General features: G+C 69.7%; 14 protein-coding genes and 2 pseudogenes. 10 read left to right on the forward strand and 6 right to left on the reverse strand.

Going from position 1 to position 23849, the window contains the following annotated elements; genetic code table 11:
* Nucleotides 1–24 precede the first annotated feature (24 nt).
* The 3 genes from C6N31_RS31375 (at nt 25) to C6N31_RS31385 (ending at nt 7939) form a co-directional block, all read left to right on the forward strand.
* On the forward strand, nt 25–3279 hold the full coding sequence (locus C6N31_RS31375; RefSeq protein WP_307811560.1) for an ATP-binding protein: 3255 nt from the start codon (nt 25–27) through the stop codon (nt 3277–3279).
* 71 nt (nt 3280–3350) lie between these two features.
* A complete protein-coding gene (locus tag C6N31_RS31380) occupies nt 3351–4766 on the forward strand; it encodes an FAD-binding oxidoreductase (RefSeq protein WP_138355344.1) in 1416 nt (471 codons plus the stop codon).
* A 320-nt stretch (nt 4767–5086) separates the two neighbouring features.
* Nucleotides 5087–7939, forward strand: a complete 2853-nt coding sequence (locus tag C6N31_RS31385) for an AfsR/SARP family transcriptional regulator (protein WP_138355345.1) — start codon at nt 5087–5089, stop codon at nt 7937–7939.
* Between the two features lie 90 nt (nt 7940–8029).
* On the opposite strand, the gene C6N31_RS31390 is transcribed toward C6N31_RS31385, so the two are convergent.
* A complete protein-coding gene (locus C6N31_RS31390; RefSeq protein ID WP_138355346.1) occupies nt 8030–8326 on the reverse strand; it encodes a hypothetical protein in 297 nt (98 codons plus the stop codon).
* A gap of 229 nt (nt 8327–8555) precedes the next feature.
* Between C6N31_RS31390 and C6N31_RS45280 the strand changes: the two genes are divergently transcribed.
* From C6N31_RS45280 to C6N31_RS31405, 4 genes are all read left to right on the forward strand, one after another.
* The gene (locus C6N31_RS45280; protein ID WP_269287108.1) at nt 8556–8681 is read left to right on the forward strand and encodes a hypothetical protein; all 126 of its coding nucleotides are present in this window, start codon (nt 8556–8558) and stop codon (nt 8679–8681) included.
* Between the two features lie 72 nt (nt 8682–8753).
* Complete coding sequence (locus tag C6N31_RS31395; protein WP_138355347.1) at nt 8754–9950, forward strand: PqqD family protein; 1197 nt, start codon at nt 8754–8756, stop codon at nt 9948–9950.
* A gap of 14 nt (nt 9951–9964) precedes the next feature.
* Nucleotides 9965–12118, forward strand: a complete 2154-nt coding sequence (locus C6N31_RS31400; RefSeq protein ID WP_138355348.1) for a tetratricopeptide repeat protein — start codon at nt 9965–9967, stop codon at nt 12116–12118.
* A gap of 49 nt (nt 12119–12167) precedes the next feature.
* Entirely contained in the window at nt 12168–12716 is a 549-nt protein-coding gene (locus C6N31_RS31405; RefSeq protein ID WP_138355349.1) for a flavin reductase family protein, read from the forward strand.
* Here the strand turns inward: C6N31_RS31405 and C6N31_RS31410 are convergent.
* Nucleotides 12695–15334, reverse strand: coding sequence for a LuxR family transcriptional regulator (locus tag C6N31_RS31410; protein ID WP_138355350.1), 2640 nt, complete (start codon nt 15332–15334; stop codon nt 12695–12697). The two genes, C6N31_RS31405 and C6N31_RS31410, sit on opposite strands and share 22 nt — an antisense overlap.
* 362 nt (nt 15335–15696) lie before the next feature.
* Nucleotides 15697–16119 (reverse strand): annotated as a pseudogene (locus tag C6N31_RS31415) (IS110 family transposase); the annotation flags it as partial.
* 512 nt (nt 16120–16631) lie between these two features.
* Between C6N31_RS31415 and C6N31_RS31420 the strand changes: the two are divergent.
* Nucleotides 16632–18713, forward strand: coding sequence for a HelD family protein (locus tag C6N31_RS31420; RefSeq protein WP_498063725.1), 2082 nt, complete (start codon nt 16632–16634; stop codon nt 18711–18713).
* 374 nt (nt 18714–19087) lie between these two features.
* Here C6N31_RS31420 and C6N31_RS31425 read toward each other — a convergent pair whose 3' ends face one another.
* The 3 genes from C6N31_RS31425 to C6N31_RS31435 form a co-directional block, all read right to left on the reverse strand.
* Nucleotides 19088–20002, reverse strand: coding sequence for a glutaminase (locus C6N31_RS31425; protein ID WP_244809737.1), 915 nt, complete (start codon nt 20000–20002; stop codon nt 19088–19090).
* 335 nt (nt 20003–20337) lie between these two features.
* A complete protein-coding gene (locus C6N31_RS45980) occupies nt 20338–20664 on the reverse strand; it encodes a nuclear transport factor 2 family protein (protein ID WP_138355351.1) in 327 nt (108 codons plus the stop codon).
* Between the two features lie 514 nt (nt 20665–21178).
* Nucleotides 21179–22030 (reverse strand): LysR family transcriptional regulator, encoded by an 852-nt coding sequence (locus tag C6N31_RS31435; RefSeq protein WP_138355352.1) that lies wholly within the window; start codon nt 22028–22030, stop codon nt 21179–21181.
* 95 nt (nt 22031–22125) lie between these two features.
* Here C6N31_RS31435 and C6N31_RS31440 point away from each other — a divergent pair, with 95 nt between their 5' ends.
* Together C6N31_RS31440 and C6N31_RS31445 are read left to right on the forward strand one after the other, a co-directional pair.
* Nucleotides 22126–22857 (forward strand): SDR family oxidoreductase, encoded by a 732-nt coding sequence (locus C6N31_RS31440; protein ID WP_138355353.1) that lies wholly within the window; start codon nt 22126–22128, stop codon nt 22855–22857.
* Between the two features lie 393 nt (nt 22858–23250).
* Nucleotides 23251–23573: pseudogene (locus tag C6N31_RS31445) on the forward strand (IS982 family transposase); the annotation flags it as partial.
* Between the last annotated feature and the right edge of the window lie 276 nt (nt 23574–23849).

Below are 23849 nucleotides of genomic sequence, written 5' to 3' on the forward strand. Positions count from 1 at the left end.
GCGAGGTTCGGCGGGGCTGCTGTCGTGATACCGGCGCGCCCGAGCTGGCGCATCCAGTTGCTCGGATCGTTCGCCGTGACCGTGGAGGGGGTCGCGATCGAGGCCGGGGCGTGGCGGTTGCGGAAGGCGAAGGCGCTGGTGGCGATGCTGGCGCTGGCGCCGGGCCAGCGCTGTCATCGCGAGCACGTCCTGGACGAGCTGTGGCCCGATCTGGAGCCGGCGGCCGCGGCCCGAAATCTGCACCAGACCCTGTACGTGGCGCGCCGCGCGGTCGCCGGCGGCGGGCCCGCGGAACCCGGACGGCTGTCGATCCGGGAGGAGCAGGTCGTGCTGGACGTCGCTGGACCGGTCGAGGTCGACGTGTTGCGGTTCGAGGTGTCCGTGCAGGAGGCGTCGGCGGGGGACGATGTGGCGATGTTGCGCGCCGCGGCCGACCTCTATGCCGGGGATCTGTTGCCTGATCTGTCGGACGCGGACTGGTTGACGACGCGGCGGGAGCAGTTGCGGACGGCGTCCCGTGAGATCTCGGTGAGGTTGGCGACCGTGCTGGCGCGGACGGCACCGGAGGAGGCGCTGCTCCTCCTGACACGGGCGCTGGATGCCGATCCGGTGCACGAGGGGGCTGTCCGTGTGACGATGGGGGTGCTGGCAGGCCTGGGCCGACGATCCGAGGCGCTGGCCCGGTACGAGCGCTTGGTCGATGACCTCCTGGACGCGTTCGGGACCGACCCGGATGCGCAGACGGTGGCGCTGTTTCGCGAACTGTTGACGGGTGCGCCGGCGGCGGAGCGTCCTCGGGCAGCCGATGTTTCGACCCCTAGTGAGGTTGTCGGCCATCTGCCGGCCCCGTTGACCAGTTTCGTCGGGCGCGAGCGTGAGATCGCCGACGTGGAGAGGCTGACCCGGCAGGCCCGGCTGCTCACGCTGACCGGGGCTGGTGGCAGCGGCAAGACACGACTCGCCGTGGAAGCCGCGCGGCGAGTGCGTTCGAGGTACCCCGACGGGGCGTGGTTCGTTGATCTGACGGCCGTCGCTGAACCGGTGATGGTCGCCGACGCGGTGGCCAAGGCGCTCGGGCTGGACTCCGATGTGGCGGATCGGGGGCGGGCGCTGGTGGACCAGCTGCGCTCTCGACGGCTGCTGATCGTGCTCGACAACTGTGAACACCTGCTCGCCGCCTGTGCCGGGCTGGTCGGTGCGATCCTCGCCGGATGCTCGGGTGTCGACGTGCTGGCGACCAGCCGTGAGCCGCTGCATGCCCAGGGCGAGTTCACGCTGCGGGTGCCCTCGTTGACCCTGCCGTCACCCGACTGGGACCGCGCGGCCGGTTTGGAGCAGCTTGCACACTTGCCGAGTGTCCTGCTCTTCGTCGACCGTGCGGCACAGGTGCGGCCCGGGTTCGCGCTCGACGCCGACAACGCGCCAGGGGTGGTCGAGCTGTGCCGGCGGCTTGACGGGATGCCCCTGGCGTTGGAGTTGGCGGCGGCCAAGGCCGCCGCTCTCGAGCCGGCGGAAATCGTCCACCGGTTGAGTGACGTGCTGTCGCTGCTCTGCGGGGGAGGCGTACCCATCACCCGGCACCAGACGCTGCGTGGCACCTTGGAATGGAGCCACAACTTACTCGCCGGCCCTGAGCAGGTTCTGTTGCGCAGGCTTTCGGTGTTCGCGGGCAGTTTCACCCTCGAGGCGGCGGAGGCAGTGTGTGGTGATCCTCCGTTGGGAAGAACGGGCGTGTTCGAGGTGCTGGTCAGGTTGGTGGACCAGTCCTTGGTGGTACCGGCGAGAACGGCCGCCACGACCCGCTACCGGCTGTTGGAGACGGTTCGTCAGTTCGCGCACGAGAAGCTCGTTCTCGCCGGAGAGGCGGAGCGGTCGGCGGCCGTCCACGGTGCGTACTTCCTTGCCTTCGCCATGGCCCACAACCCCGAACGGGCCGCAGGCGTGGTGAGAGAAGAGCCGAAGCTGTTGGACGGCGAGCATGACAATCTGCGCGCAGCACTGGGGTGGGCCTGCAAGCACGATGCCGAGACCGCCTTGCGCCTGGCCGCCAATCTGTGGCGCTTCTGGTTCCTGCGCGGCCACGCCGTCGAGGGCGCGCGGTGGCTCGAGCGGGCGTTGGCCATGGCACCCGAACCGACTCGGCCCCGTGCGGCCGCCTTGATCGGGCTGACCGGGCTCGACAGTCGCCAAGGGCGCTCCGACCGGCATCGGGCGCTGGGGGCGGAGGCGGTGGCGATCGTCCGCCGGATTGGCGAGCCCGACGAGGTGGTGATGGCCCGGATCGCGGAGGCCACGCTGGTGTGGAGCACCTTTGACCTGGACGAAGCCGAACGGATGGCCATCGAGGTACGGGCCGAGGGCATCGCACGCGGCCGGCCCGAGCATGCCGCCGCCGGTAGCTGGCTGCTCGGTCATTGCGCGCTGTTCCGTGAGGACGGCCCCCTGGCCATCCGGCATCTCGACTCCTGCCTCATCGAGCTGGCCCACGCTGATACCGGCACGCGCCCTTTCCTGCCCGTGATCACGCCCTGCTTGCTCCTCGTCCCGATCGCCGGGCGACTGGTCCCCTACATGGAAGAGACCATGCTGCTGGGCCGGCGTGTGGGCGTCGTTCAGGCAACGGGGTACGCGGAGGCCGCCCTGGGCTACGCGCACCGGCTGACCGGCAATCAGCAGGCAGCACTCTCCCTGGTCGCCGAGGCCGTCGACCAGTTCGCCGACCTGGGCGATGACCTGGCCAGGGCGCAGGCGCTGCACCAGATCGGCTGTCTTCACCGTGACATGGGTGCATTCCGGGAAGCGGGGCTCGCGCTGTCGATGGCGCGGGATGTCCGCAGCGCGATCGGAGATCGTCGAGGGGAGTTACTGACCGACATCAGCCTGGGCCTGCTGCAGGCCATGGCGGGTGACATCAGCGACGGCCTTGGCAGCGTCCGTCGGTCGCTGTCCGGATTCGAGGCCGCAGGTGACGTGGTGGGCATCGGCGCGACACTGACCGCGCTCGGGGCCATTGAACTACTGTCCGGCGAGACACGGGCCGCGCGTGAGTTGTACCGACGGGCTGCGGAACGGTTCGCTCCGTGGCCACGGTTCGCCGGATGGCTGAGGTTGGCCATGGCCGAGCTCTCCACCGAGCTGGATGATCACCGTCGAGCCGCTCGCGAGACCGCTGCGGCGGCAAGCGTTTTCGATCCTATGCGCTGCGTCATCGCCGGTCGCCATTTGGCCACCCTCCGTGACGGTGGTGCGGGCGGCGACGCGCGGGCAGCCGCACGTTGAGATCGTGTTGAGTTCTCGTTGGGGCGGGGTCCCTAGGGTCGGTCTCGATGTGACGGCCCATGGGAGGAATCATGACCACGACCCAGCACGCGGCAAGCCCTATCGGGGACGCCACGCTTGCCGAGTTCACCGCAGGCCTGCGCGGCACCGCGGTGCTGCCGGGTGAGGCGGAGTACGACCAGGCCCGCAGTGTCTGGAACGGGGCGCATGACCGGCGTCCGGCGGTCATCGCCCGGTGCGCGGGTGTGGCCGACGTGATCCGCACGATCGACTTCGCCCGCAGTGAGGGGCAGCCGCTCGCGGTACGCGGAGGGGCCCATTCCATCCCCGGGTTCTCCACTCTTGACGGCGGCATCGTGCTGGACCTCTCCCCGATGACGGGAGTCCAGGTCCATCCGGACCGCCGCACCGTGACCGCGCAAGCGGGATGCACGTGGAAGGACCTGGACGCGGAGACCCAGCAGTTCGGGCTCGCGGTGACCGGTGGTCTGGTGTCGTCGACGGGCATCGCCGGTTTCACCACCGGAGGTGGCATCGGCTGGCTCATGCGCAAGTACGGACTGGCCAGCGACAACCTCGTCGGAGCCGACGTCGTCACCGCTGACGGTCAGTTCGTGCGGGCGAGCGAGCGAGAGAACGCCGAACTGTTCTGGGGTCTGCGCGGCGGAGGCGGCAACTTCGGGGTGGTGACCTCCTTCGAGTTCCAGCTCCACGCGATCGGCACGACGGTCCTGTCCGGCCTGGTCTTCTACCCGGCCGAAGAAGCCCAGCAGGTACTGGCCGGGTACCGGGCGGCGTGCGCGTCGGCTCCTGACGAACTGACCACGCTGGTCAATCTGACAACCGCCCCGCCCGTGCCCTTCCTGCCCGCCTCCGTCCACGGCACCCCGGTCATCGGTGTCGGCGGCTGCTGGTCCGGCGACCTTGACGCCGGCGAAGCGGCCACCGCGCCCTTCCGCTCCTTGGGCACCGTCATCGCCGACGTGTTCGCGCCCCACCCGTACGCGGGATGGCAGCAGGCCCTCGACCCGCTCTACCCGCGGGGGATCCACAACTACTTCCGCTCGGCGCTCCTTCGTACGGTCGACGACGATGCCTTGCGCGTCCTGCGGGACTTCTTCGTGGCGCTGCCCAATCCGCTCACCGAAATCCACCTGCAGCATCTCGGCGGTGCCGTGGGCAGGGTGCCCGCGTCGGAGACGGCCTACGCGCTGCGCGACCAGGAGTTCATCGTCAACGTCATCGCCCGCACAACGGACGCCGACGGTTTCGGCAAGGTCGTCGACTGGGCACGGCAGCTGACCGCCGCGCTCGGACCGGATGCCGGCGCCTACGTGAACTTCACCGGCGAGTCGGACCCGTCCCTGGTCCGGGCTTCCTACCCGCCGGACACCTACCGGCGACTGGTCGAGCTGAAGAACCGCTACGACCCCGCCAACCTGTTCCGGCTGAACCAGAACATCGTCCCCTCAGTCTCCTCAGGGTGACCTCAGTCCCGTCAGGGTGACCCTGGCGCGGAGCCGCCCCGGCCGGGTTGTGCGAACACATCACCTTCCGGCCGGGCCTGTGGCGACCGACAGATCGACGTGCGCGGACCGCACGCGTATTGGCGCAGCACGGCACCCGGGAAGCGGGAGCTGCTCCCGTAGGCTCGCGGCTGTGCGGCCGTCAGCAGCACACATCGGGCGTGCGATGGCCATGGATGCCCTCTACCAACGTCACGCCGAACGGCTTGGACGAACCTTGTGGGGCCCGAGCCGGGTCCGATAGGAAGGGGGTGCGGAGTCCGGCCTACGGGGGTGCGCCGATGTCGTTGGAGTTCCGGCTGCTCGGCAGCATCGAGGCATATGCCGACGGCAGACCCGTGCCTCTTGGGCACGTCCGGCAGCGAAGCGTCCTGGCGGGCCTACTCGTCGACACGGGCCTGCCCCTGACCACGGACCAGTTGGCGCAACGCGTGTGGGGAGACCACCCGCCCCGCCAGGCCCGGGCCACCCTGTACGGCTACATCTCCCGGCTGCGCCAGGCGCTCCCGGGCACCGACGAGGCGGACATCACCCGGCGGAGCGGCGGCTACGTGCTCGTGCTGGCCGACACCGTGACCGTGGACCTTCACGAGTTCCGCCGACGGGTCGCCGAGGCCCGCGACGGCGAGGAGTACGCCCCACTGGAACGTGCCCTGGCACTGTGGCACGGCGAGGCCCTCGCCGGTCTTGACACGCCCTGGTTCAACGCCCTGCGCGACACTCTCGACCGGGAGCGCTATGCCGCCCAACTAGCCCTGGACGACGAGTGGTTGCGGCGCGGACAGCACGCCGCGCTGCTGCCCTCCTTGACGGCGCGCTCGGCCGCGGCTCCCTTCGACGAACGCCTCGCGAGCCAGTTGATGCTCGCCCTGCACCGCGGCGGCCGATCCGCCGAGGCGCTTGCCCACTACCAGGGCGTACGGCGCCGGCTCTCGCGTGAACTCGGCATCGGCCCCGGCCCGATGCTGCGGCAGATCCAGGCCGCCGTCCTGCGCCAGGACGTGGAACCCGGACCCGAGGCGCAGGACGGCCGGGGGCTGCCCGAGGGGCGGACGATCGCCCGGACCCTGCGGAAGATCACCGCGTCGCCTGCCCAACTGCCGCCGCCTGTCGCCCCGTTCACCGGTCGGCGCGACGAACTCATGCGGCTTGACTGCCTGCTGGCCACCGCTTCCCCCGGCCGGATGCGCCCGACCGCGGTCGTCGTGTCGGGCACCCCCGGCGTCGGTAAGACCGCATTGGCCGTGCACTGGGCCCACCGGGTGCGGCATGCCTTCCCCGATGGGCAGTTGTACATGAATCTGCGCGGGTTCGACCCGGGCGGACCGGCGGTGAGCCCGGCCGAGGCGGTTCGGGTCTTCCTGGACGCCCTTGGGGTGCCGTCGGCTCGCATCCCGCTCGGCCTGGAGGCACGGGTCGGCATGTTCCGCAGCCTGCTGGCCGACCGGCGGGTACTGGTGGTGCTGGACAACGCCCGCCATGCCGACCAGGTCCGCCCGCTGCTGCCCGGTGCACCCGGCAGTCTGGCGCTGGTCACCAGCCGTGACCGGCTCATGAGCCTGGCCGCCACAGGAGGCGCCCACCTGCTGTCCGTCGATCCGCTCGCCCCGGGCGAGGCCCGGGACCTGCTGACCGGCCGGCTCGGTGCCCGCCGGACAACCGCGGAACCCGGCGCGGTGGACGAGATCGCCGGCCGGTGTGCGGGACTGCCGCTGGCCCTGGCGATCGTGGCCGCCCGCGCCGCCGCACAGCCGCGGCTGCCGCTGGCCGCGCTCGTCGAGGAACTGCGGCAGACCGGCAGCCGCCTGGACGCCTTGGACGGCGGCGATCCGGCCAGCCGGGTGCGGGAAGTGTTCTCCTGGTCCCAGGACGCGCTGAGCACCGACGCCGCTCGGCTCTTCCGACTGCTGGGCCTCCATCCCGGTCCCGACATCGGCCTGCCGGTGATCGCCGCCCTGGCCGGGGTGCCACCGGCGCGCGCCCGCACCCTGCTGGCCGAACTGGTCCAGGGCCACCTTGTGTCCGAGTACGCCCCGCGCCGCTACGCCCTCCACGACCTGCTGCGGGCCTACGCCACCGAACTCGTCGGCGAGCGCGACGGCGAGGAGACCCGGTCCGCGGCGACGCATCGGATGCTCGACCACTACCTGCACACCGCCCTCGCCGCCGACGTACTGCTCACCCCACGGCTCGATCCGTCGCCCCTGCCCCCCGCCCGGCCGGGCGCCACCCCCACGCGGCCCGCCGACCACCAGGAGGCGCTGGCCTGGTTCACGGCCGAACACCCCGTCCTCCTGGCCGCGGTCGAACTCGCTGCCGCCACCGGCTTCGACCCGCACGCGTGGCAGCTCGCCGCCACCCTCACCACCTTCCTCGACCGGCACGGTTACTGGGAGCCGCTGGCCGCGGCCCAGACCACCGCGCTGGAGGCCGCACGCCGCCGGGGCGACACGGCCGGAGAAGCCGACGCCCACCGCAGTCTCGGACTTGCCCAGGACCGACTGGGCCACTCCGACGACGCCCGCACGCACTACGCACACGCGCTGGACCTGTTCGGTGCACTCGGCAGCCACCCCGGCCGGGCCCGCACCCACCAGCACCTGTCCCGGATGTCCGAGGCCCAGGGACGCCACGAGCAAGCCCTGGACCACGCCCGCAACAGCCTGCAGCACTACCGGGCCGCCGACGATCGGGCCGGACAGGCCGCGGCCCTCAACCACATCGGTTTCATTCGAGCCCAACTCGGCGACCACCAGCCGGCGCTGACCCACTGCCAAGAAGCCCTCGCCCTGGCCGAAGGGTCCAGTGACCTCAACGGCCAGGCCCACACCTGGGACAGCCTCGGCTACATCCACCACCATCTCGGCCGGCACCGCCGCGCCGTCGACTGCTACCTGCACGCCGTAGCCCTCTTCCGCCAAACCGGCGACCGCCGAAGCGAAGCCGCAGGCCTCCTGTGCCTCGGCGACGCCCACCATGCCGCCGCCGACCCCGCCGGCGCCCGTGACGCCTGGATCGGTGCCCTGGCCCTCTTCGAAGAACTCGGCCACCCGGACGCCAAGCTGCCGCGCGCCAGACTCATGGGCCACCACGACAGAGACCCGGCCGACACGCCGCAGCCCGCACACCGCTGACCTGGCCGTCGAACCGGCTGGGGGCGGGGAGAACAGGCCGTGGGCGGCTCCCGACGACGGAGACGGGATCTCTGGCCGGGTGCGAGTCCGTCAAAGACGTCGTCCGGGCCTGTTGAGATCGGCGAGCTTTCGGACGTGGTGGACTTGCAGTCCGGCCTGTCCCTCGCACATCTCGCACTGTCCGGCGAGGAGCCGATGGATCTGCTCGTTTCGCCGGGCGGTGGCCAGGGGCGGGTTGCGGTCGGTCAGGACGGTGGCGCGCTGCCGTTTGAGCGGGATCCCGCCGAAGCGGGAGACCAGCGGTTTCCTGACCTTGTCACGCTGCACCGCGACCTGGAAGCAGGTCCGCCCACCACTGGTCAGGGCGGCATTCCCACCAGCGGCCACGCTGTGCCGCGTTCGTCCATGACGATCCGGTCGCCCAGGAGTATCAGATGGCCGGTGGGAGCCACATGAAAGTGCGCCTGCAGGACCCGAATCCTGTAAACCCCCCCACAGGTTCGTGGGCTGGCCTGCATTCGATGAATCAGAGTAATGCGATTGCTCTACCCGCCATCGTGGCGCCCTTGAATGATTCTCCTGTCAGGCTCAATCAGCCCTGAGAAGGAGCGGAAGCATGAAGTCCACCATCAAGATGAAGCGCCCCGCGGCCAAGAAGATCAGTGTCCGGCGCACCGGCGACGTCCGTCTGACGACGGCGGCGTTCTGCGGCGGCTCGACCACCTACTGGGTGCAGGCCTGATCTTCTGAGAGCGGCGGCCCGGCTGCCGGATGGTATGCCGGGCCGCCGCTCTCACGGACGCTGGGAGTGCTGATGGCCGATATGGGTGTTGAGTTCTATCCGCTGAGTTTCGTGCCCGAGGGGGCCGACGTGGTCATCGGTCGGACCGAGACGGGGACGTACGCCGTTCTGCCCGGTGACGGCGCCGAGTTGCTGCGACGGCTCGAGGGGGGTTCGACGGTCGCCGAAGCCGCCGCGTGGTACGAGCGGAGCTTCGGCGAGCCGGTGGACGTGGACGACTTCCTCGAGTCCCTGAGCGAATTGGGCTTCATCAGGGCGCCCGGCAGCGCGGCCGCCGTGACGGCCGCTGCGCCTCGGTTCCAGTGGTTGGGGCGGGCGCTGTTCTCCACACCGGCTTGGTTGGTGTACGGGGCTGTCGCCGTCTGTGCCCTGATCGAGCTTGTCCGGCAGCCGGGCCTGCGACCCTCGTACTCCCAGGTGTACTTCACCGGATCGCTCGTCGTCGTCGAGGTGACGCTGCTGTTAGGACAGATTCCACTGGCTTTCCTGCACGAGGCCTACCATGTCCTGGCCGGTCAGCGTCTCGGGCTGCACAGCCGGCTCGGCATCAGCAATCGGTACAACTACGTGGTTTTCGAAACCCGGACCAACGGCCTGTTCAGCGTGCCGCGCAGGCAGCGCTATCTTCCGTTCCTGGCCGGAATGCTGATCGACACCGTGGTGGTCGGCGCCCTGGACCTGACAGCGGCTCTGCTGCGCAACGGCCACGGTTCCACGGCGTTCGTCGGACGGACGTGTCTGGCGTTGTCGTTCTCGGTGCTGGCCCGGCTCGGCTGGCAGCTTCTACTACATCTGCGCACCGATCTGTACTACGTCCTGAGTACCGCTCTGAACTGCCACGACCTCCACGAGGCGAGCAGGTCCATACTGGTCAACCGCCTGCGCCGGCTCTCCGGCCGGACCACCGGCCTCATTGACGAGACCCAGTGGACCGACCGCGATCGCAAGATCGGGGGCTGGTACGGATGGCTCATCGCCTTCGGATTCACGGGGACCGTAGTCCTGGCCGTCTTCGTCACCGGACCGGTCGCGGTGACCTATGCCGTGCGCACCGGCCGGGGGTTGCTGGCCGGTACGGGGACTTGGCACTTCCTGGATTCCCTGGTCGCACTGCTCATATTCACCGTCCAGATCGTGCTGCCGGCCGCGTTGGCCTGGCGCAAGCGGGGCCGCAACGCCGGACGCAAGCCGAAGCTACTCACCGCCTGAAGGAGTGATGTCAGATGTCTCGCCACCTGCACGTCGTCGGGGCCCGCGCCCGTGACCGGCGCCCGATGCTGGAACAGCCCGCCGGGGCCGTCTTCGCCTCCTGCCACAAGGGACTGCGAGGACCCTACACGGGAGTGGACACCATCCTCGCCGCCGTCCTGCCCGACGTCGTACGCAGGTGGCCCGACCTGGTCGATTACCACCGCTTGGAGATCCTGGAGGCTATCCCGGAGCTGAGCGAGCTGATCGGTCCGGCGCCGTACACCCTCGCCAAGGACGCGCCGTTCATGGAGCGCACCCGCTGGTACGGGGACACCATGACCCGCTGCTTCTCCCAAGGGATCATCACCTTGTTGCGCGAGTACGCACGGCGCCTGCGCGAGATGGGATCCGTGCCGCCGACCCTGGTGTTCGACGCCGTGCACCGTGCCGAAGGCACGACGCAGCAGTTCGTCGCGCTGTTCGTCCGCCGCGTCGGCGCGGACCTGTGGCCCGCGGTGATCGGCACCGACGGCGGCGTGGGGTCCGCGTTGGAAGCCGCCCTGACGGAGTTCACCGATCGGGTGGAGGCCGTCCCGTGCCCGGACTCCGAGCAGTGGTCCCCCACAGACCTCGTGGCCGAGTACATCCTGTCGGACGGGACCTGCGACGACCCCGCGGCCTACCGGGCCTATCTGGAGCTTGACCCGGACGAGCGCGCGGTCCTGCACGACCGGCGCGCCGAAGAGCTGGAACCGGAAGCGTCGTGGGGCGTGCGGACCGCCGCGCTCGCCTACCACCGGGAGCGGGGTACCGATCCCCGCGGCAAGGGCGTCACGGCCCTGCGAACCGCGGCCGAGTACCTCACCCTCATGGGCTTCCAGCGGGCGGCGCTGGAGATGAGCGAACGCGGCAGGGCGCTCACCGACCCCGTCCACGACGCGGACACGTACCGGAAGTTCACCAACATCCTCATCGCCCAAGTGCTCGGGCTGGGGCGGCTGGACGAAGCCGCGGCACTCTGCAGCGAAGTACGCCGACGGTACGCGCAGCCGCTGGCTCACATGACCACCAGCTACTTCATGGCGATGATCTACACGCGGTTCATGGTGCCCCGGGACAACGAGAAGGCGCTCGACTTCCAGAACAACGCCGTGGTCATCGCGAACGGCCTGGCCGACGAGCGGCTGCGCTTGATCCACAGCGGCTTCCAGGACAACGCTCTGGCGCTGATCGAGATGCACCGCGGCAATCTGCCCCACGCGCTGAGCCTGGTGGACGGCGCGATTACGCGCGCGGACGGCCGGCTTGGACCGGACGAGTGGGTGCTGCATCGCTCGCAGCTGCTCTTCAACCGCGCCCGCCTGCTCGGCGCGATGCGCCGTGACGACGAGGCCTACGATGTGCTCACGACGTTGTCCGAGATGGACCCGCGCTACACCGAATATCTTACCGAGCGTGCCAAGATCTGCCGGCGGCGCGGCGACTTGGAGGCGGCCATCCGGGACTACGATCGCGCCGCGGAACTCGGACCGCCCTTGGTCGAGGTCTACCACAACCGGGGCTCGGCCTACGCCGAACTCGGCATGATCGAGCAGGCTCTCACCGACTTCGATTTTGTCCTCGACATGGAGCCCGACGACGCGGACACCCTCCTGAGCCGCGCCGAGCTACTGGTCGATGGGGGAGAACTCGACGGCGCGGCCGCGGACGTCGAGCGCGCGCTGAAGCTGGTCGACGGCGATCCCCGGCTGCACTGCCTGCGCGGCATGATCCACCTCGCGGCAGGGGACGCCGCACTGGCGCTGCCCTGTTTCGACGCAGCCCTGGCCCAGGATCCCGACTACCCGGCCGCCCTGGTCAATCGAGCGGTCGCACTGTTCGAGCTGTCCGAACCCGGCCGGTCCGTCTCGGACCTGACCCGGGCCTTGGAGCTGTCCGATGCTGCCGCGGACCTGCTTCTCAACCGGGGGATCGCCTACACGGCCTGCGAGGACACCGCAGCGGCGCTCGCCGACTTCGACCTCGCACTCACGCTCCCGGACGCCGATCGTCCGGAGTTGCTCTACCGACGCGCACTGTGCCTGATCGGCGCGGGCGACCGGGACCAAGCCGAGGCGGACCTGCTCGAGTGCCGGCGGCTCGGCACGCGGACAGAAGAAATCGACGACCTGCTGGCGAAGGCCTGAGCCGGCCTTCGGGCCGCCGTTTCGGCAGCGAGAAGAAGGAGTCACCACTATGACAGTGAGCGCTCAGAGCTTCCGTGACGTCATGGCCTGCCTGGCGATGCCGGTGGCGGTGGTCAGCACGGTCGACGGGACCGGCGGGTGGCACGGCGCCACGCTCGGCTCGGTCGTCTCGCTCTCCTTGGATCCGCCGCTGGTGATGTTCGCCCTCGGGAGCGGCACGAGCGTGCATCGGCCGGTGTGCGACAGCGGACGCTTCTGCATCAGCATCCTCAACGCCGGCCAACGCGCGACCGCCGAACGGTTCGCCGGCGAACCGGCGGGCCGCTTCGCCGCGGACATTGTCTCCCTGGACGGTGTCCCCGCGGTCGGCGCGGCCGCGGGCTGGCTGCTCTGCAACCGGTCCGATCTGGTCGAAGCCGGGGATCACACCATCGTGATCGGCCGGGTCGAGCACGCTTTGCGCGGCCCCCACAGCCCCGCCGGGCCGCTGCTGTACCACGAGCGCCGGTATCACCGGCTCGGTGTGGCGGCCGAGCTGCACAGCCTGCACTCGGCCGGAGACGTACATCAGTCCTCCTATGCTGACACCCCGGCCTGACCGCCATCGAGCGTCGCCCTGTCGAGGTGGAGGCGCAGTTCCGCCCGTCCGGTCAGGCCGAGCTTGTCGTAGGCGTGCTGAAGGTAGTTGGAAACGGTCCGGGGCGACAGGCCCAGCCGCGTGGCGATCTGGGGGGTCGTCAGAGCCGAGGCCAGCAGCACGACCTCCTGCTCGCGCCGGGTGAGCAGGGATCCCAGTCGCCATCGGTCCAGCAGCGGGGTGCGCGCGCCTTCGCAGCGGCGCGCGAGCGAATCGGCTCGCTCCCGGAAAAGGGCTGCCGCCGCGTGTCGGCCGCCGAGGCGGTGGGCCTGGGAAGCCGCAGTGGCGGTCTCCGCGGCGAGCAGCGTTCTACCGAGGCGGTCGAAGGCGTTGGTGGCCTGCCCGAGGGCGTCACCGTCACGCCGGGCCAGTCCCTGCGCGGCCGCAGCCATGACGGCTACCGTGTCCCCCTCCACCGTGCGAGCGAGATCTGCGAGTCGGGCGCGCACATCGCCGGCAGCGCCCAGTCGCGCGGCGTCGTAAAGAGCGATCGCTTCCTGTGCGAGATGGCCACGCTTCCCGGACAGCTCGGCGGCGAACCTGCAGGACTCGACCGCCCGGGAGAGTTCGCCGAGGCCGACGTACACCCAGGCACGGCCCAGAGCGATCCACGGCTCGAACGCGTCAGTGTGGCAACTGTCGTATTCGTCCACTTGATTCAGCCAACGGCGGGCTTCCGCGGCGTCGCCAGCCATCGCAGTGACAGCCGCCAACTCCATCGTCCACGCGGTCTTCAAGCAGAACAAGCCCTCGCCGTCCGACAACGTCAGGGCCTCACGCAGGCTTCTGGAGGCGAAGCGCACGCGACCTTGCGCCTGGGCGGCCATGCCACGCAACGCCGCCCAGATGCCGGCCATCGATCGGGCTCCGGCCACGACCGCCTCGGCATAGCCCCGATCGGCCAAATCCTGTGCCTGACGGACGTCTCCGCACATGAGGCGGGCCAGACAGCCTCCGTAGCCGACCTGCGCGGCGCCCCAAGGGAACTGTCCGCTTGCCGCGTCGTCCAGCACGGCCGTGCCCTCCTGGAAGATCGCTTCGCCCAGCGCACCGCGGCCCAGTAACCCGGCTGCCGCCGCACCGGCGGCTGCGGCCCAAATCTTCGCCTGCGGACCGGAATCCGGGCGGGCCAGGACCGACTGCGCGGTGAACAACGCCTGATCGCCGTGTCCGTCGGCCAGCTGGATCCAGGACCGCTTGGCCTCGGCCTCGTGACGGCCGTGGATCACAATTCCCAACGTGCGTTCGGCCACATGCGCGGGCTCGCCCAGCCCGAAGTATTGGATCTCCGCGGTGGTCAAGGCCCATGCCGCGGCTTGCCCAGGGTCGTCGGGCCGGGACGGTAGGGCGTTGGCGGCGCGGCGGCTTTGCCCTTGGAGCATCAGGACCCGGGCGAGGAGCAGATCCGCAGCCGGGCCGGGGCGATTCATCCGGGACGCCACGGCGAGCTTCGCGGCGAGTTCCAGGTCGAAGCGTGCCATCGCCCGGCCTGCCGCCGGCAAAAGGAACTCGGGGTTGGAGATGGTCCCGGCGTGAAGCTGCCATTCCCCCGCGCGCAGCACGTCCTCCTCGCGAAGCGACGGGCCTCGCAGGAGGGTTGCGAACAACTTGCCGTAGACGCGTCGGGCTGTGCTGCCCGTCAGCAGGAGGCGCACCAACGGCACGGACAGAGGTGGCGCGAGGCGAACGGTCGGCTCGGCCGTGTCACCGGCGACTCGCACCATGCCCGCCCGCTCGGCGGCGTCGATCGCCGCCGGCTCGACCATCGTCTCCAACAGACCCATCCGGATCGGCTCCGCGCAGGCGACGACCTCGACGACGCCTCGCACGATCGGCCCCGCCTCGTCCATCCACTGTCCGGCCAATCCATGGACGAGACTGTCCGGAGCCCTATCCGCCTGCCGAAGGCCGGTGACCGTCTGCTGGAGGCCACCCTGTACGGAGAGTGCGCCGATATCCATGAGCGCTCGCAGGGCAAGGGGGTTCCCGCCGATCTGCCGCGCGAGACGACGGCGGCCGATCACGTCCAGGCGCGCACCGAGCAAGCGGTCGATCAGCCGGTCCATCGCTTTTGCGGACAGCGGGCCGAGCGGCAGGCAGGTGATACGGCCACTGCTCCACAGGGCGTGTAACGCCGACGGAAGAAGCCCGCCCGGGGCGACGGTGCCGACCAGGAATATCAGGCGACGGGCCATCAGCTCGGCGAGCACTGCCGCCGACTCGTCGTCGAGTACGTGCACGTCGTCGACGACCATGAGCATCCGGTCCGGTCCGGCTGCCCGCAGGGACGAGATCAGCCGCGACAACACGGTGCGGCCGTCGGCGATGTCGGGTACCAGGTGGGCGATCGCCCCGAACGGCGTCGAGCGCATGTCTCGGCGGGCGCCGACCCACAGGACCGGGCATCCACCCGCCCCCAGCCTGGCTGCCGCCTCCCGTGCGACCCGGCTCTTTCCCGCCCCACGGGCACCCGTCAGCATCACGCCCCGGACACCTGGGTGCCGGTATTCGGCCTCGATCGCCCCGATCTCGTCGTCCCGACCGACGAGGAGCCATTCTTCACCTGCCTCGTCGCTCATCCGGGCGAACGCCGTCGGATGAGCCCTGCAGGAAATGTCCATCGCAGCCCCCGAGTTGAGGAAACACGCCACCAGACCGCTGTGCGCGGGAACCCGCGATGCTGCTTTGCCATCAGCGCGACGGCTGGTGAACCCCTGCCCCTGCCGGCCCGTGCGCGCCGGTGTCAGCACTCTGTCGACGAGGTGTTGAACAAACGTTGTGAAGACCTTGAATCGCCTGACCGGAAGGTGCGCAGGCGGGATGGCGAGGTCACCGGCGCGCGACTCGGTCCGCGCCGCCAGCTGCGGTGTGTGCCGTGCGCTGGGCCTGGAGTCTGGCGCGGACCTGCTGCGCGTCGGACTGCTCAAGCTGGTCGAAGATGTCCAACGATCATCTCCAGTTCGGCGACGGTCTCGTCGGACGGTGCCAGGTCGCGCAGCGTGTGCGGCATTGTGCGTGCGGCGTCCGCGATGATCGCCGCGTCGCGGGCATCGGTCTTGGCCTCGGCAGGGTAGAGGTCGACGATTCTTCGCATCGTCAGGCCGGGCAGGTAGGCGACGCGGCAGCCTGTGTCGCGGGCCACGGCCAGGGGCAGGGCGCCGATCGAGGCGGGCTGGCCGACCACCACCAGCAGGGAGCCGTGCTTGGCCTGCAGCTTGGCGAAGGTCTCGCGCAGTTTGGGCTCGGTATTGGGCGGCCGCTTGTCGAGGACCCGTTTGCCGACCGGGGTCAGGGCGGTGGCATGGTGTTCGCCCTTGCCCACGTGCAGGCCGAGGTAGACGTCGATGTCACCCGTGTCGATCACGCGTACTCTCCACGGCGGTCGTACCCTTCCCGGCCTCACCTGCGGCATCAGCGTGCCGGCATCCACGTTACGAAGAGCCTGCCTTACCCCGGGAGATATCGGCGCTCGTGCCCGTAATCCGCGTCCTGTCGGTGCGGAGAGATTGGTGATGCCGCACCACCGCTCGAGAAGGGCCTCGACATAGGCAGTGATGCGTTCGGACGGAGGCACCTCGACCTCATCGCCGAGATAGCGCTCGCACAGGTCCCTGAAGGTCCGGCGGGCACTCTTGTCGTCCGCCGGCCGATTCTCGAGTGCGGCAAAACATCGCCGGCACCCAAGGGCTGGCTCGCGATAAGGCAGGCGAGCAGCGGGAGCGCAATTAGCGATATGCGGAACGGTGGAATGCATGGTTCGCCATAGGGTCAGCCGTCATGGATTCAGTCGTAGGGCCATGGGTTGCCAAGTAAGTCAAGACTTATCTTTAGAGAGCTTTGACCGTATGGTGTGGCTCGAATCGAAGGAGCCCCCTGTTGTCGAAACTGAACGATTCCGCTGTGCGTGCGGTTGACTTGGAGCGGGATTATGTGTCCTCGTTGTATGAGTTGCTCACCGAGCGGCTTTCCGAGGCGCGAGTACGCCGAGCGAGTGTGCTGAAGGCCCCGGCGGAAAGCGCCGGTGAGGCATACGAGAGGGAAATCGCCGCCGAGCGTCTGGCCAAGGAAATCGGCCGGCTGGAGGGTTCCGAAAAGGGGCTGGTTTTCGGGCGCATCGACTGGACGGATGGCACGGTCCTGCGCATCGGGCGGATCGGACTGCATACGGAGGAGGATGACCTGCCTCTTCTCGTGGACTGGCGCGCGAACGCGGCGCGGCCCTTCTACGAGGCGACACCGGTCCACCCGATGGACCTGCGGCGGCGCCGGCACCTGCGCCTCGAGGAGCGCACGGTCGTCTCGGTGAGTGACGAACTGCTGGACGGAACCGCCCCGACCGACGAGGACGTCGTGGGGGACGGCCCGTTGGCCGAGGCTCTGTCGGCACGGCGTACGGGCAGGATGCACGCGGCCGTCGCGACGCTGCAGGCCGAGCAGGACGAGATCGTCCGCTCCGCCCACCGCGGGGTGACCGTGGTGCAGGGCGGGCCCGGCACCGGCAAGACGGTGGTCGCCCTGCACCGGGCGGCCTATGTCCTGTACGCGTTTCCGCGCGCCGCGGAGGAGGGTGTCCTCGTGGTGGGCCCGAACGCCCGGTTCCTCGACTACATCTCCCAGGTCCTTCCCTCGCTCGGAGAGAACGACGTCGTTCTGGCGACCTGCCGGGAACTGGCCGGAGTGTCCACGGACACGGTGGACTCGTTCGATACGGCGCGTCTCAAGGGCGGCTCCGACCTCGCCGACGCCTTGGCCGGCCTGCTGCGTGTCCACCAAGCCCTCGCCGGTGACTTCACCGTGCGGGTCGGACGGGAACGGGTTCACCTGTCCGGCGAGGAAGTCGCCACCGCACGTGACGCCGCGGTGGCAGCCGCACCGGGGCACAACCCCGCGCGCCAGGTGTTCAGGGAGCTCTTGGTCGACGCCGTCACCGACGCGATGCAACGAGACATGGGCGGCCTCCTGGAGCAGATCGACGCCGATGCCGTCAGGATGACGGGCCTGGACCTCGACCGGTTCACGGGAGCTGCCCAGCGCCGTGCCGAAGGTGCGGCCGACCCGGGTCCGGTCCACGAGCTGGACCTGGACGCCATCCGAGCCGATCTCCTCGACGACGCCGGCGTCGACCGAGCGGTCGAGGTGTTGTGGCCGCGGCTGGTACCCGGTGACCTCGTGAAGGCGCTCCTGGCGAACGCCGGCGCTCTCGCCGAGCGCCTGCCCCGCCTGACCGCGCAGGAGCGGTCCCTTCTGCTGCGCGGTCCGGACGACCCGTGGACCGATGCCGATGTGCCGTTGCTGGACGAGGCGGCGAGCCTGGTCGACGGCCCTCCCGAGCGGACGTACGGGCACGTCGTCGTCGACGAGGCGCAGGAACTGACCGCCATGCAGTGGCGGATGATCGTCCGCCGCTGCCCGGCCAGGGCGATGACGCTGGTGGGTGACTTCGCCCAGGCAGGCCCGGTCGCGACAGCACGCGACTGGAAGGGAGCACTGAGCCCCCACGTCGGACCGCGGTTCAAACAGCACAACCTGACCGTCAGCTACCGCACCACGCAGGAGATCCTGGAGAGCGTCCGGGACCTGCTCACGCGGATCGCTCCGGACCAGAAGCCCACACGGTCACTGCGAAGCGGTGAGCGCCCTCGCACCGTGACCACCCCTCCGGACGAGGTGGTCGCCACCGTCGTTCAGGAACTCCGCGCCCAGAGCACCGCGCACCCGGGCGAGCTTCTGGGAGTGATCTGCGCGGACACCAGGGTGAGCGAGCTGACGGCCCAGGGCATCGCTCACCACGCACGCATCGTGCCGGCGTCCGAAGCACGCGGCCTGGAATTCGACGGGGTCGTCGTCATGAACCCCGAGGAAATCATCACGGCCCGCCCCGGTGGGGAAAGGGACTTGTACGTAGCCCTGACCCGGGCCACCAAGCGCCTCTGCACCATCACCGTCCAGCCCGCCTGACGACTCGGCGGTTCGCGGGGTACAGCTCGGTCAGCCCGAGAGGAGGTCGCCTGTGGTGCCGGGGTGGGTCGGCCAGCGTGGGCCGGTGGTGAGCTGACTTCCCCTCTACCTCCGTCTTTCCCGATGTTGTGAGTTATGTGCTGGGGGAGCGGTTGGGAGGCGTTTGGACTCCCGCCGGATGCGTGTTGGGGTGAGCTTGTTCGCCTCCGCCGGCTACTCCCACGGCTGTCGAAGGTCGGCGACCGGTGGCCGCTCGCCTGCGCGGGGGTGAGCGTGTCTCGGCCCTGGGGCCCCGTGACGGGACGCGGCCGGTGGTAGCTGCGCACCGCAGGCCCGGGAGGGGCGACTTCGGCGCTGATCCCGGGCCGCTTTGGTCAGAAGATGGACCAGCCGGTGGCGGTGGTGAAGTGGTCGAGTGCGGTCATGGCCGCTACCGAGTTGCCGGCCGGGTCCAGGCGCGGGCCCCGGACGCAGATCGCGGCTCGGCCTGGGACGATGGCGAGCATCCCGCCGCCGACGCCGCTTTTCGCGGGCAGCCCGACCCGGTAGGCGAACTCTCCGGCCTCGTCGTAGGTGCCGCAGGTGAGCATTACCGCGTTGATCCGTTTGGCCTGTGAGCGGGTGAGTCGTCGCGTTCCGTCCGCGGCCAGTCCGTGTCGCGCCAGCATCCGCCCGACCAGGGCGAGGTCGCGGCAGCTGGCGCTGATCGAGCAGTGCGCGATGTAGTGGTCGAGGACGACGGGCACCTCGTTGCGCAGGTTGCCGTAGCTCTTGATGAGGTGGCCCAGCGCCGCGTTGCGGTCTATGGTCTGCGCCTCCGAGGCGGCGACCAGCGGATCGACGGCGATGGCGGGGTTGCCGGACTCGGTGCGCAGGAGGTCGAGGACCGCGCCCGAGGCGTCGCCGGTCAGGGCCTGCAGCCGGTCGGTGACGACGAGCGCGCCGGCGTTCATGAACGGGTTGCGGGGCTTGCCGTGGTCGGACTCCAGTTGGAACAGGGAGTTGAAGCGGGTACCGGATGGCTCCAGCCCGACGCCTTGCCAGAGCGTGTCATCCCCGTGGGACAGGGCCAGGAGCAGGGTGAAGAGCTTGGAGATCGACTGGATCGAGAAGGGTTGCTCCCAATCGCCGACGTGGTAGAGCTCGCCCTGGACCGTGGCGATGGCCATGCCGAACGCCTCGGGGTCGGCGGCGGCGAGCGCCGGAATGTAGTCGGCGACCTCGCCCTGACCGGCGGTGGCGCGGGCGGCGCGCTGGCACTCGTTGAGCAGTTCTTGCAGGTCCTCCACGGCGTCATCCTGCCACGACGGACCGCGGCCGATCTCGGGGGGATCCGGCGTTCGCGTTCGGCGCCGCTGTCCCCAGCGGCCGAGACGGTGTCGGCGTCAAGGACCGGCGGGGCGTGGGCGAACCGGAGGTCAGCCGGTTTGGCCTGACGGTCAGCGCCGAGCGTAGGGCATCGCTCGACGCCCTGACGACCCTTGGCCTCGACTGCGTGGCAGACCTCGCTGTAGATGTCGTCCGGTGGGTCTGCCTGGGGGCCCGAGGGCCCTTGCTTTTCCCGCCCCTGCAAAAGCGCTCCTGGCGATCTGCAGGGTAGACACGTCCAGGAGGTGTCCGGCAGTCAGCCGAGGAAGTCGACGTGGTCGATCAGGCCGTCGCGGACCCGGTAGGCGACCAGCACGCGGAGGGGGTCCTGCGTGATGCCGTGGGCGATCTCGTGGTCCACCACCCAGTCGCCCTCGGTGAGTCGGCCGACGATCTCGGCCCGGCAGCGGCCCTTGGCGAACATGTCGGCGTACGCCTCCCGCACGGCGTCGCGCCCGAGCAGGCGGTCGCCGCTGCGGCGGTTGATGCAGACGTCGGGGGCGTACGTCGCCGCGAAGGCTTCGAGGTCATGGCAGTTGTAGGCGGCGAGCTGGCGTTCGACGATGGTCTCTGGGGTGGTCACCAGTTGATCATGCAGAGTGTTCCCTTGCTCGTCCAGGGGAGACCAGACCGGGACTACCTGCCGATCGGCACATTCCCACCTCGAACGACCTTCCGTTCGGCATCTGCCTGCAGCCACCGTACGGTCTGCACCTCTTCGCCACCCGCCCACTCGACCTGACCACGCGTACACCCCCGGAGGGCTTCCAAAGCCGACCACTTGGTTGCCGTGACCTGATCTGGCGGGGGTTCCTCTCCAACGAACACGTCGCGGACAAATCTGGCGGTTTGCGCCCGACATGCCGTGCTCCCCGCCCGCGTGCGGATGGACCCGGAACACTCGTCCCGGTCGCCTCGCCGTCGAGCTGCTCCCCACCCGCGCGGGGATGGAACCCCTAGATGAATGATGCGAAGGGGTGAAGGGTCGAGATGGATGTCACCTGGTCGCGCAGACCGGCACCAGCCGCGTGCACCCACCGCGATCTGCCGACTGAGCCGGGCCACGATGGGTGGAGCCTGGCCGGGGCGAGTGGGAGCTACTGGAGACGTGTCGCAGTCCGGATGAGGTCGGCGACGGCTCTGGACCGGCTGTGCGGTGGCCAGGCGATCACGGTGGTGACCGTCGGCGCGTCCAGCACGGGCACGGCGGCGAGGTCACCGTGCAGTTGGGCTCGGCACGAATCCGGTGAGACGGCACAGGCACGGCCGAGCGCGACGAGCTGCAACAACTGCGCATGGTCGCGGACCTGCGGGCCGGGGCCGGGCGGGTAGGTGCCGTCGGGGTCGGGCCAGCGGGGGAGGGGCAGGCCCGGCAGCCCGGTGATGTCGGCCATGTGCACATGGGCCCGGGCGGTGAGCGGATGCCCGGCCGGCAGGACCACAACCTGACTCTCCGTGCTGAGCTCTTCGGTGTGGAATCCAGCCGTCGAGTCGAACGGCCGGTGCAGCAGCGCCACGTCGGCCCGGCCGTCGCGCAGGAGTCGTTCCTGCTCGGCCGGACCGCACAGGATGACGTCGACGGGGACCGCGCCGGGTTCGGCGGCGTACGCGTCGAGCAGTCTCGCCAGCAGTTCCCTGGACGCGCTGGCCTTCGTGACCAGGACCAGGCCGGGGCGGCCGGTCACGGAAAGGGCGGCGCGGCGGGTCCGACGCTCGGCGGCCTCGACCGCGTCGAGAGCCGCCCGGCCCTCGACCAACAGCACCGATCCGGCCTCGGTCAGCGTGACAGTGCGACTGGTCCGATCCAACAGCACTGCCCCGAGCCGGCGTTCGAGCCGCTGGATCGCCCGTGACAACGGTGGCTGCGCGATCCCGAGCCGCTGCGCGGCCTGCCCGAAGTGCAGCTCTTCAGCGACGGCGACGAAATACCGCAGTTCCCGGGTCTCCATCCGGCCACGCTATCCCGGATCAATACCCTGACGGTATCGTTGCGCACCCGATCGGTCTTGGACTTCCGCCGAGGCCCGAAGGCAGCATCGTCCCTATGACTGAACGGAAGATCGCGCTGGTCACCGGCGCGAACAAGGGAATCGGCTACGAGATCGCCGCAGGCCTGGGCACCCTCGGCTGGAGCGTCGGCGTCGGCGCTCGCGACGACCAGCGCCGAAGCGCCGCGGTGGAGAAACTGCGCGCCGCTGGCATCGACGCGTTCGCCGTACCGCTGGACGTGACCGACGACGCGAGCGCGACCGCCGCCGCACGGCTGATCGACGAACAGGCCGGACGCCTCGACGTGCTCGTCAACAACGCCGCCATCGCAGGCGACATGCCACAGGAGCCCACCCGGATCGACCCCGCCACCATCCACACGGTCGTGGACACCAACGTGATCGGCGTCATCCGCGTCACCAACGCGATGCTGCCGCTGCTGCGCCGCTCCGCCGCACCACGGATCGTGAACATGTCCAGCAGCGTCGGCTCCCTCACCCGGCAGTCAGGACCCGCCGCCGAGCAGACGGTAGGTCCGGTGTCCGCGGCGTACGCGCCGTCGAAGACCTTCCTGAACGCCGTCACCCTCCAATACGCCCGGGAGCTGGGCGGTACGAACATTCTGATCAACACCGGCTGCCCCGGCTACGTCGCCACCGACCTCAACGGCTTCCGCGGCGTGCGCACCCCCGAACAGGGCGCGGCGATCGCCATCAAACTCGCGACCCTGCCCGACGACGGCCCCACCGGACAGTTCTTCGACGACGCCGGAGTCGTGCCCTGGTGATGTGCACGGCGGCCATCACCCGCCATGCTGATGCCGCTGCGCCCACGCATCTCGAAGAGATCCGTGGTGGCCGTCCCTGCCAACGCTCCGGTGCCCGGGGCAACGCCCCGCACCGTTACCGCCTCCAACAATCGTGACCCGGGGATCCGAATCGCAAGACCTCACTGCTGTTCACCAATCCTCCGACCCGCCGAATCTCCATGCGCTCGGTGACAACCGGGCCGAAAACTCGGAGCAGGTGCCCACAAGGTCGACCATCTGCCGACAAGTGGCGCGATGGCTGTGCCACCGAAGCCCAGGTCGGCCCGCAGAATTGGTGACACCTATCTTGGCAAGTCACAGAAGGGCTCGCCGGCACGCATGACATGAAGCGAGGGAGTCCAAAGGTCGGTTGTGACGCCAGACCTGGACTCCCTCGCGACCGCGCTCTACGTGAAGTCCGACGACCTGCTGAAGGAATCGCCGTACCTGGCGCCGTGGCGCCTGTCGTCGGGCTCCCGCCCCGGCTCACGGATGCCGAGCTGGTCACCCTCGCGGTGATGCAGGCCATGCTGGGCTGCACCTCCGAACGCCGCTGGATCCGCCACGCCCAGGCCCACCTGCGGTACCTGTTCCCCTACCTGCCCGGACAGTCCGGCTACAACCGGCGCCTGCGCAAGGTCACCGACCTGATCGCCCAGGTCAACCGCCTCGTCGCAACGGGTGCGGATTGCTGGGAGTGACTTCGTAGGTCAAGCAGTGAGTTGGTAGCGGGCCTGGTGGTTGCGCTGGTTCTCTTGGCCCAGAGGGTAGGTCCAGTAGCGGTCGAAGTCGCCGCTGGCGAGCAGTGCGCGGTGTCTCAGGACGGCTTCGGCGCCGGCCAGCTACGAAGCAACCGTGCTGGTCGCGGCCATCAATGAGTGGCTGTGGCCTCACGGCCGCACCAGCCTTCAGTTAATACTGCAACCGCATGTGGGGGTGGTGGCCTCGGCGTTGGTAGTGGCATCTGCGGG

Origin of the sequence: Streptomyces fildesensis (assembly GCF_016107395.1) — a bacterium.
In the GTDB taxonomy this organism is placed as follows: domain Bacteria; phylum Actinomycetota; class Actinomycetes; order Streptomycetales; family Streptomycetaceae; genus Actinacidiphila; species Actinacidiphila fildesensis.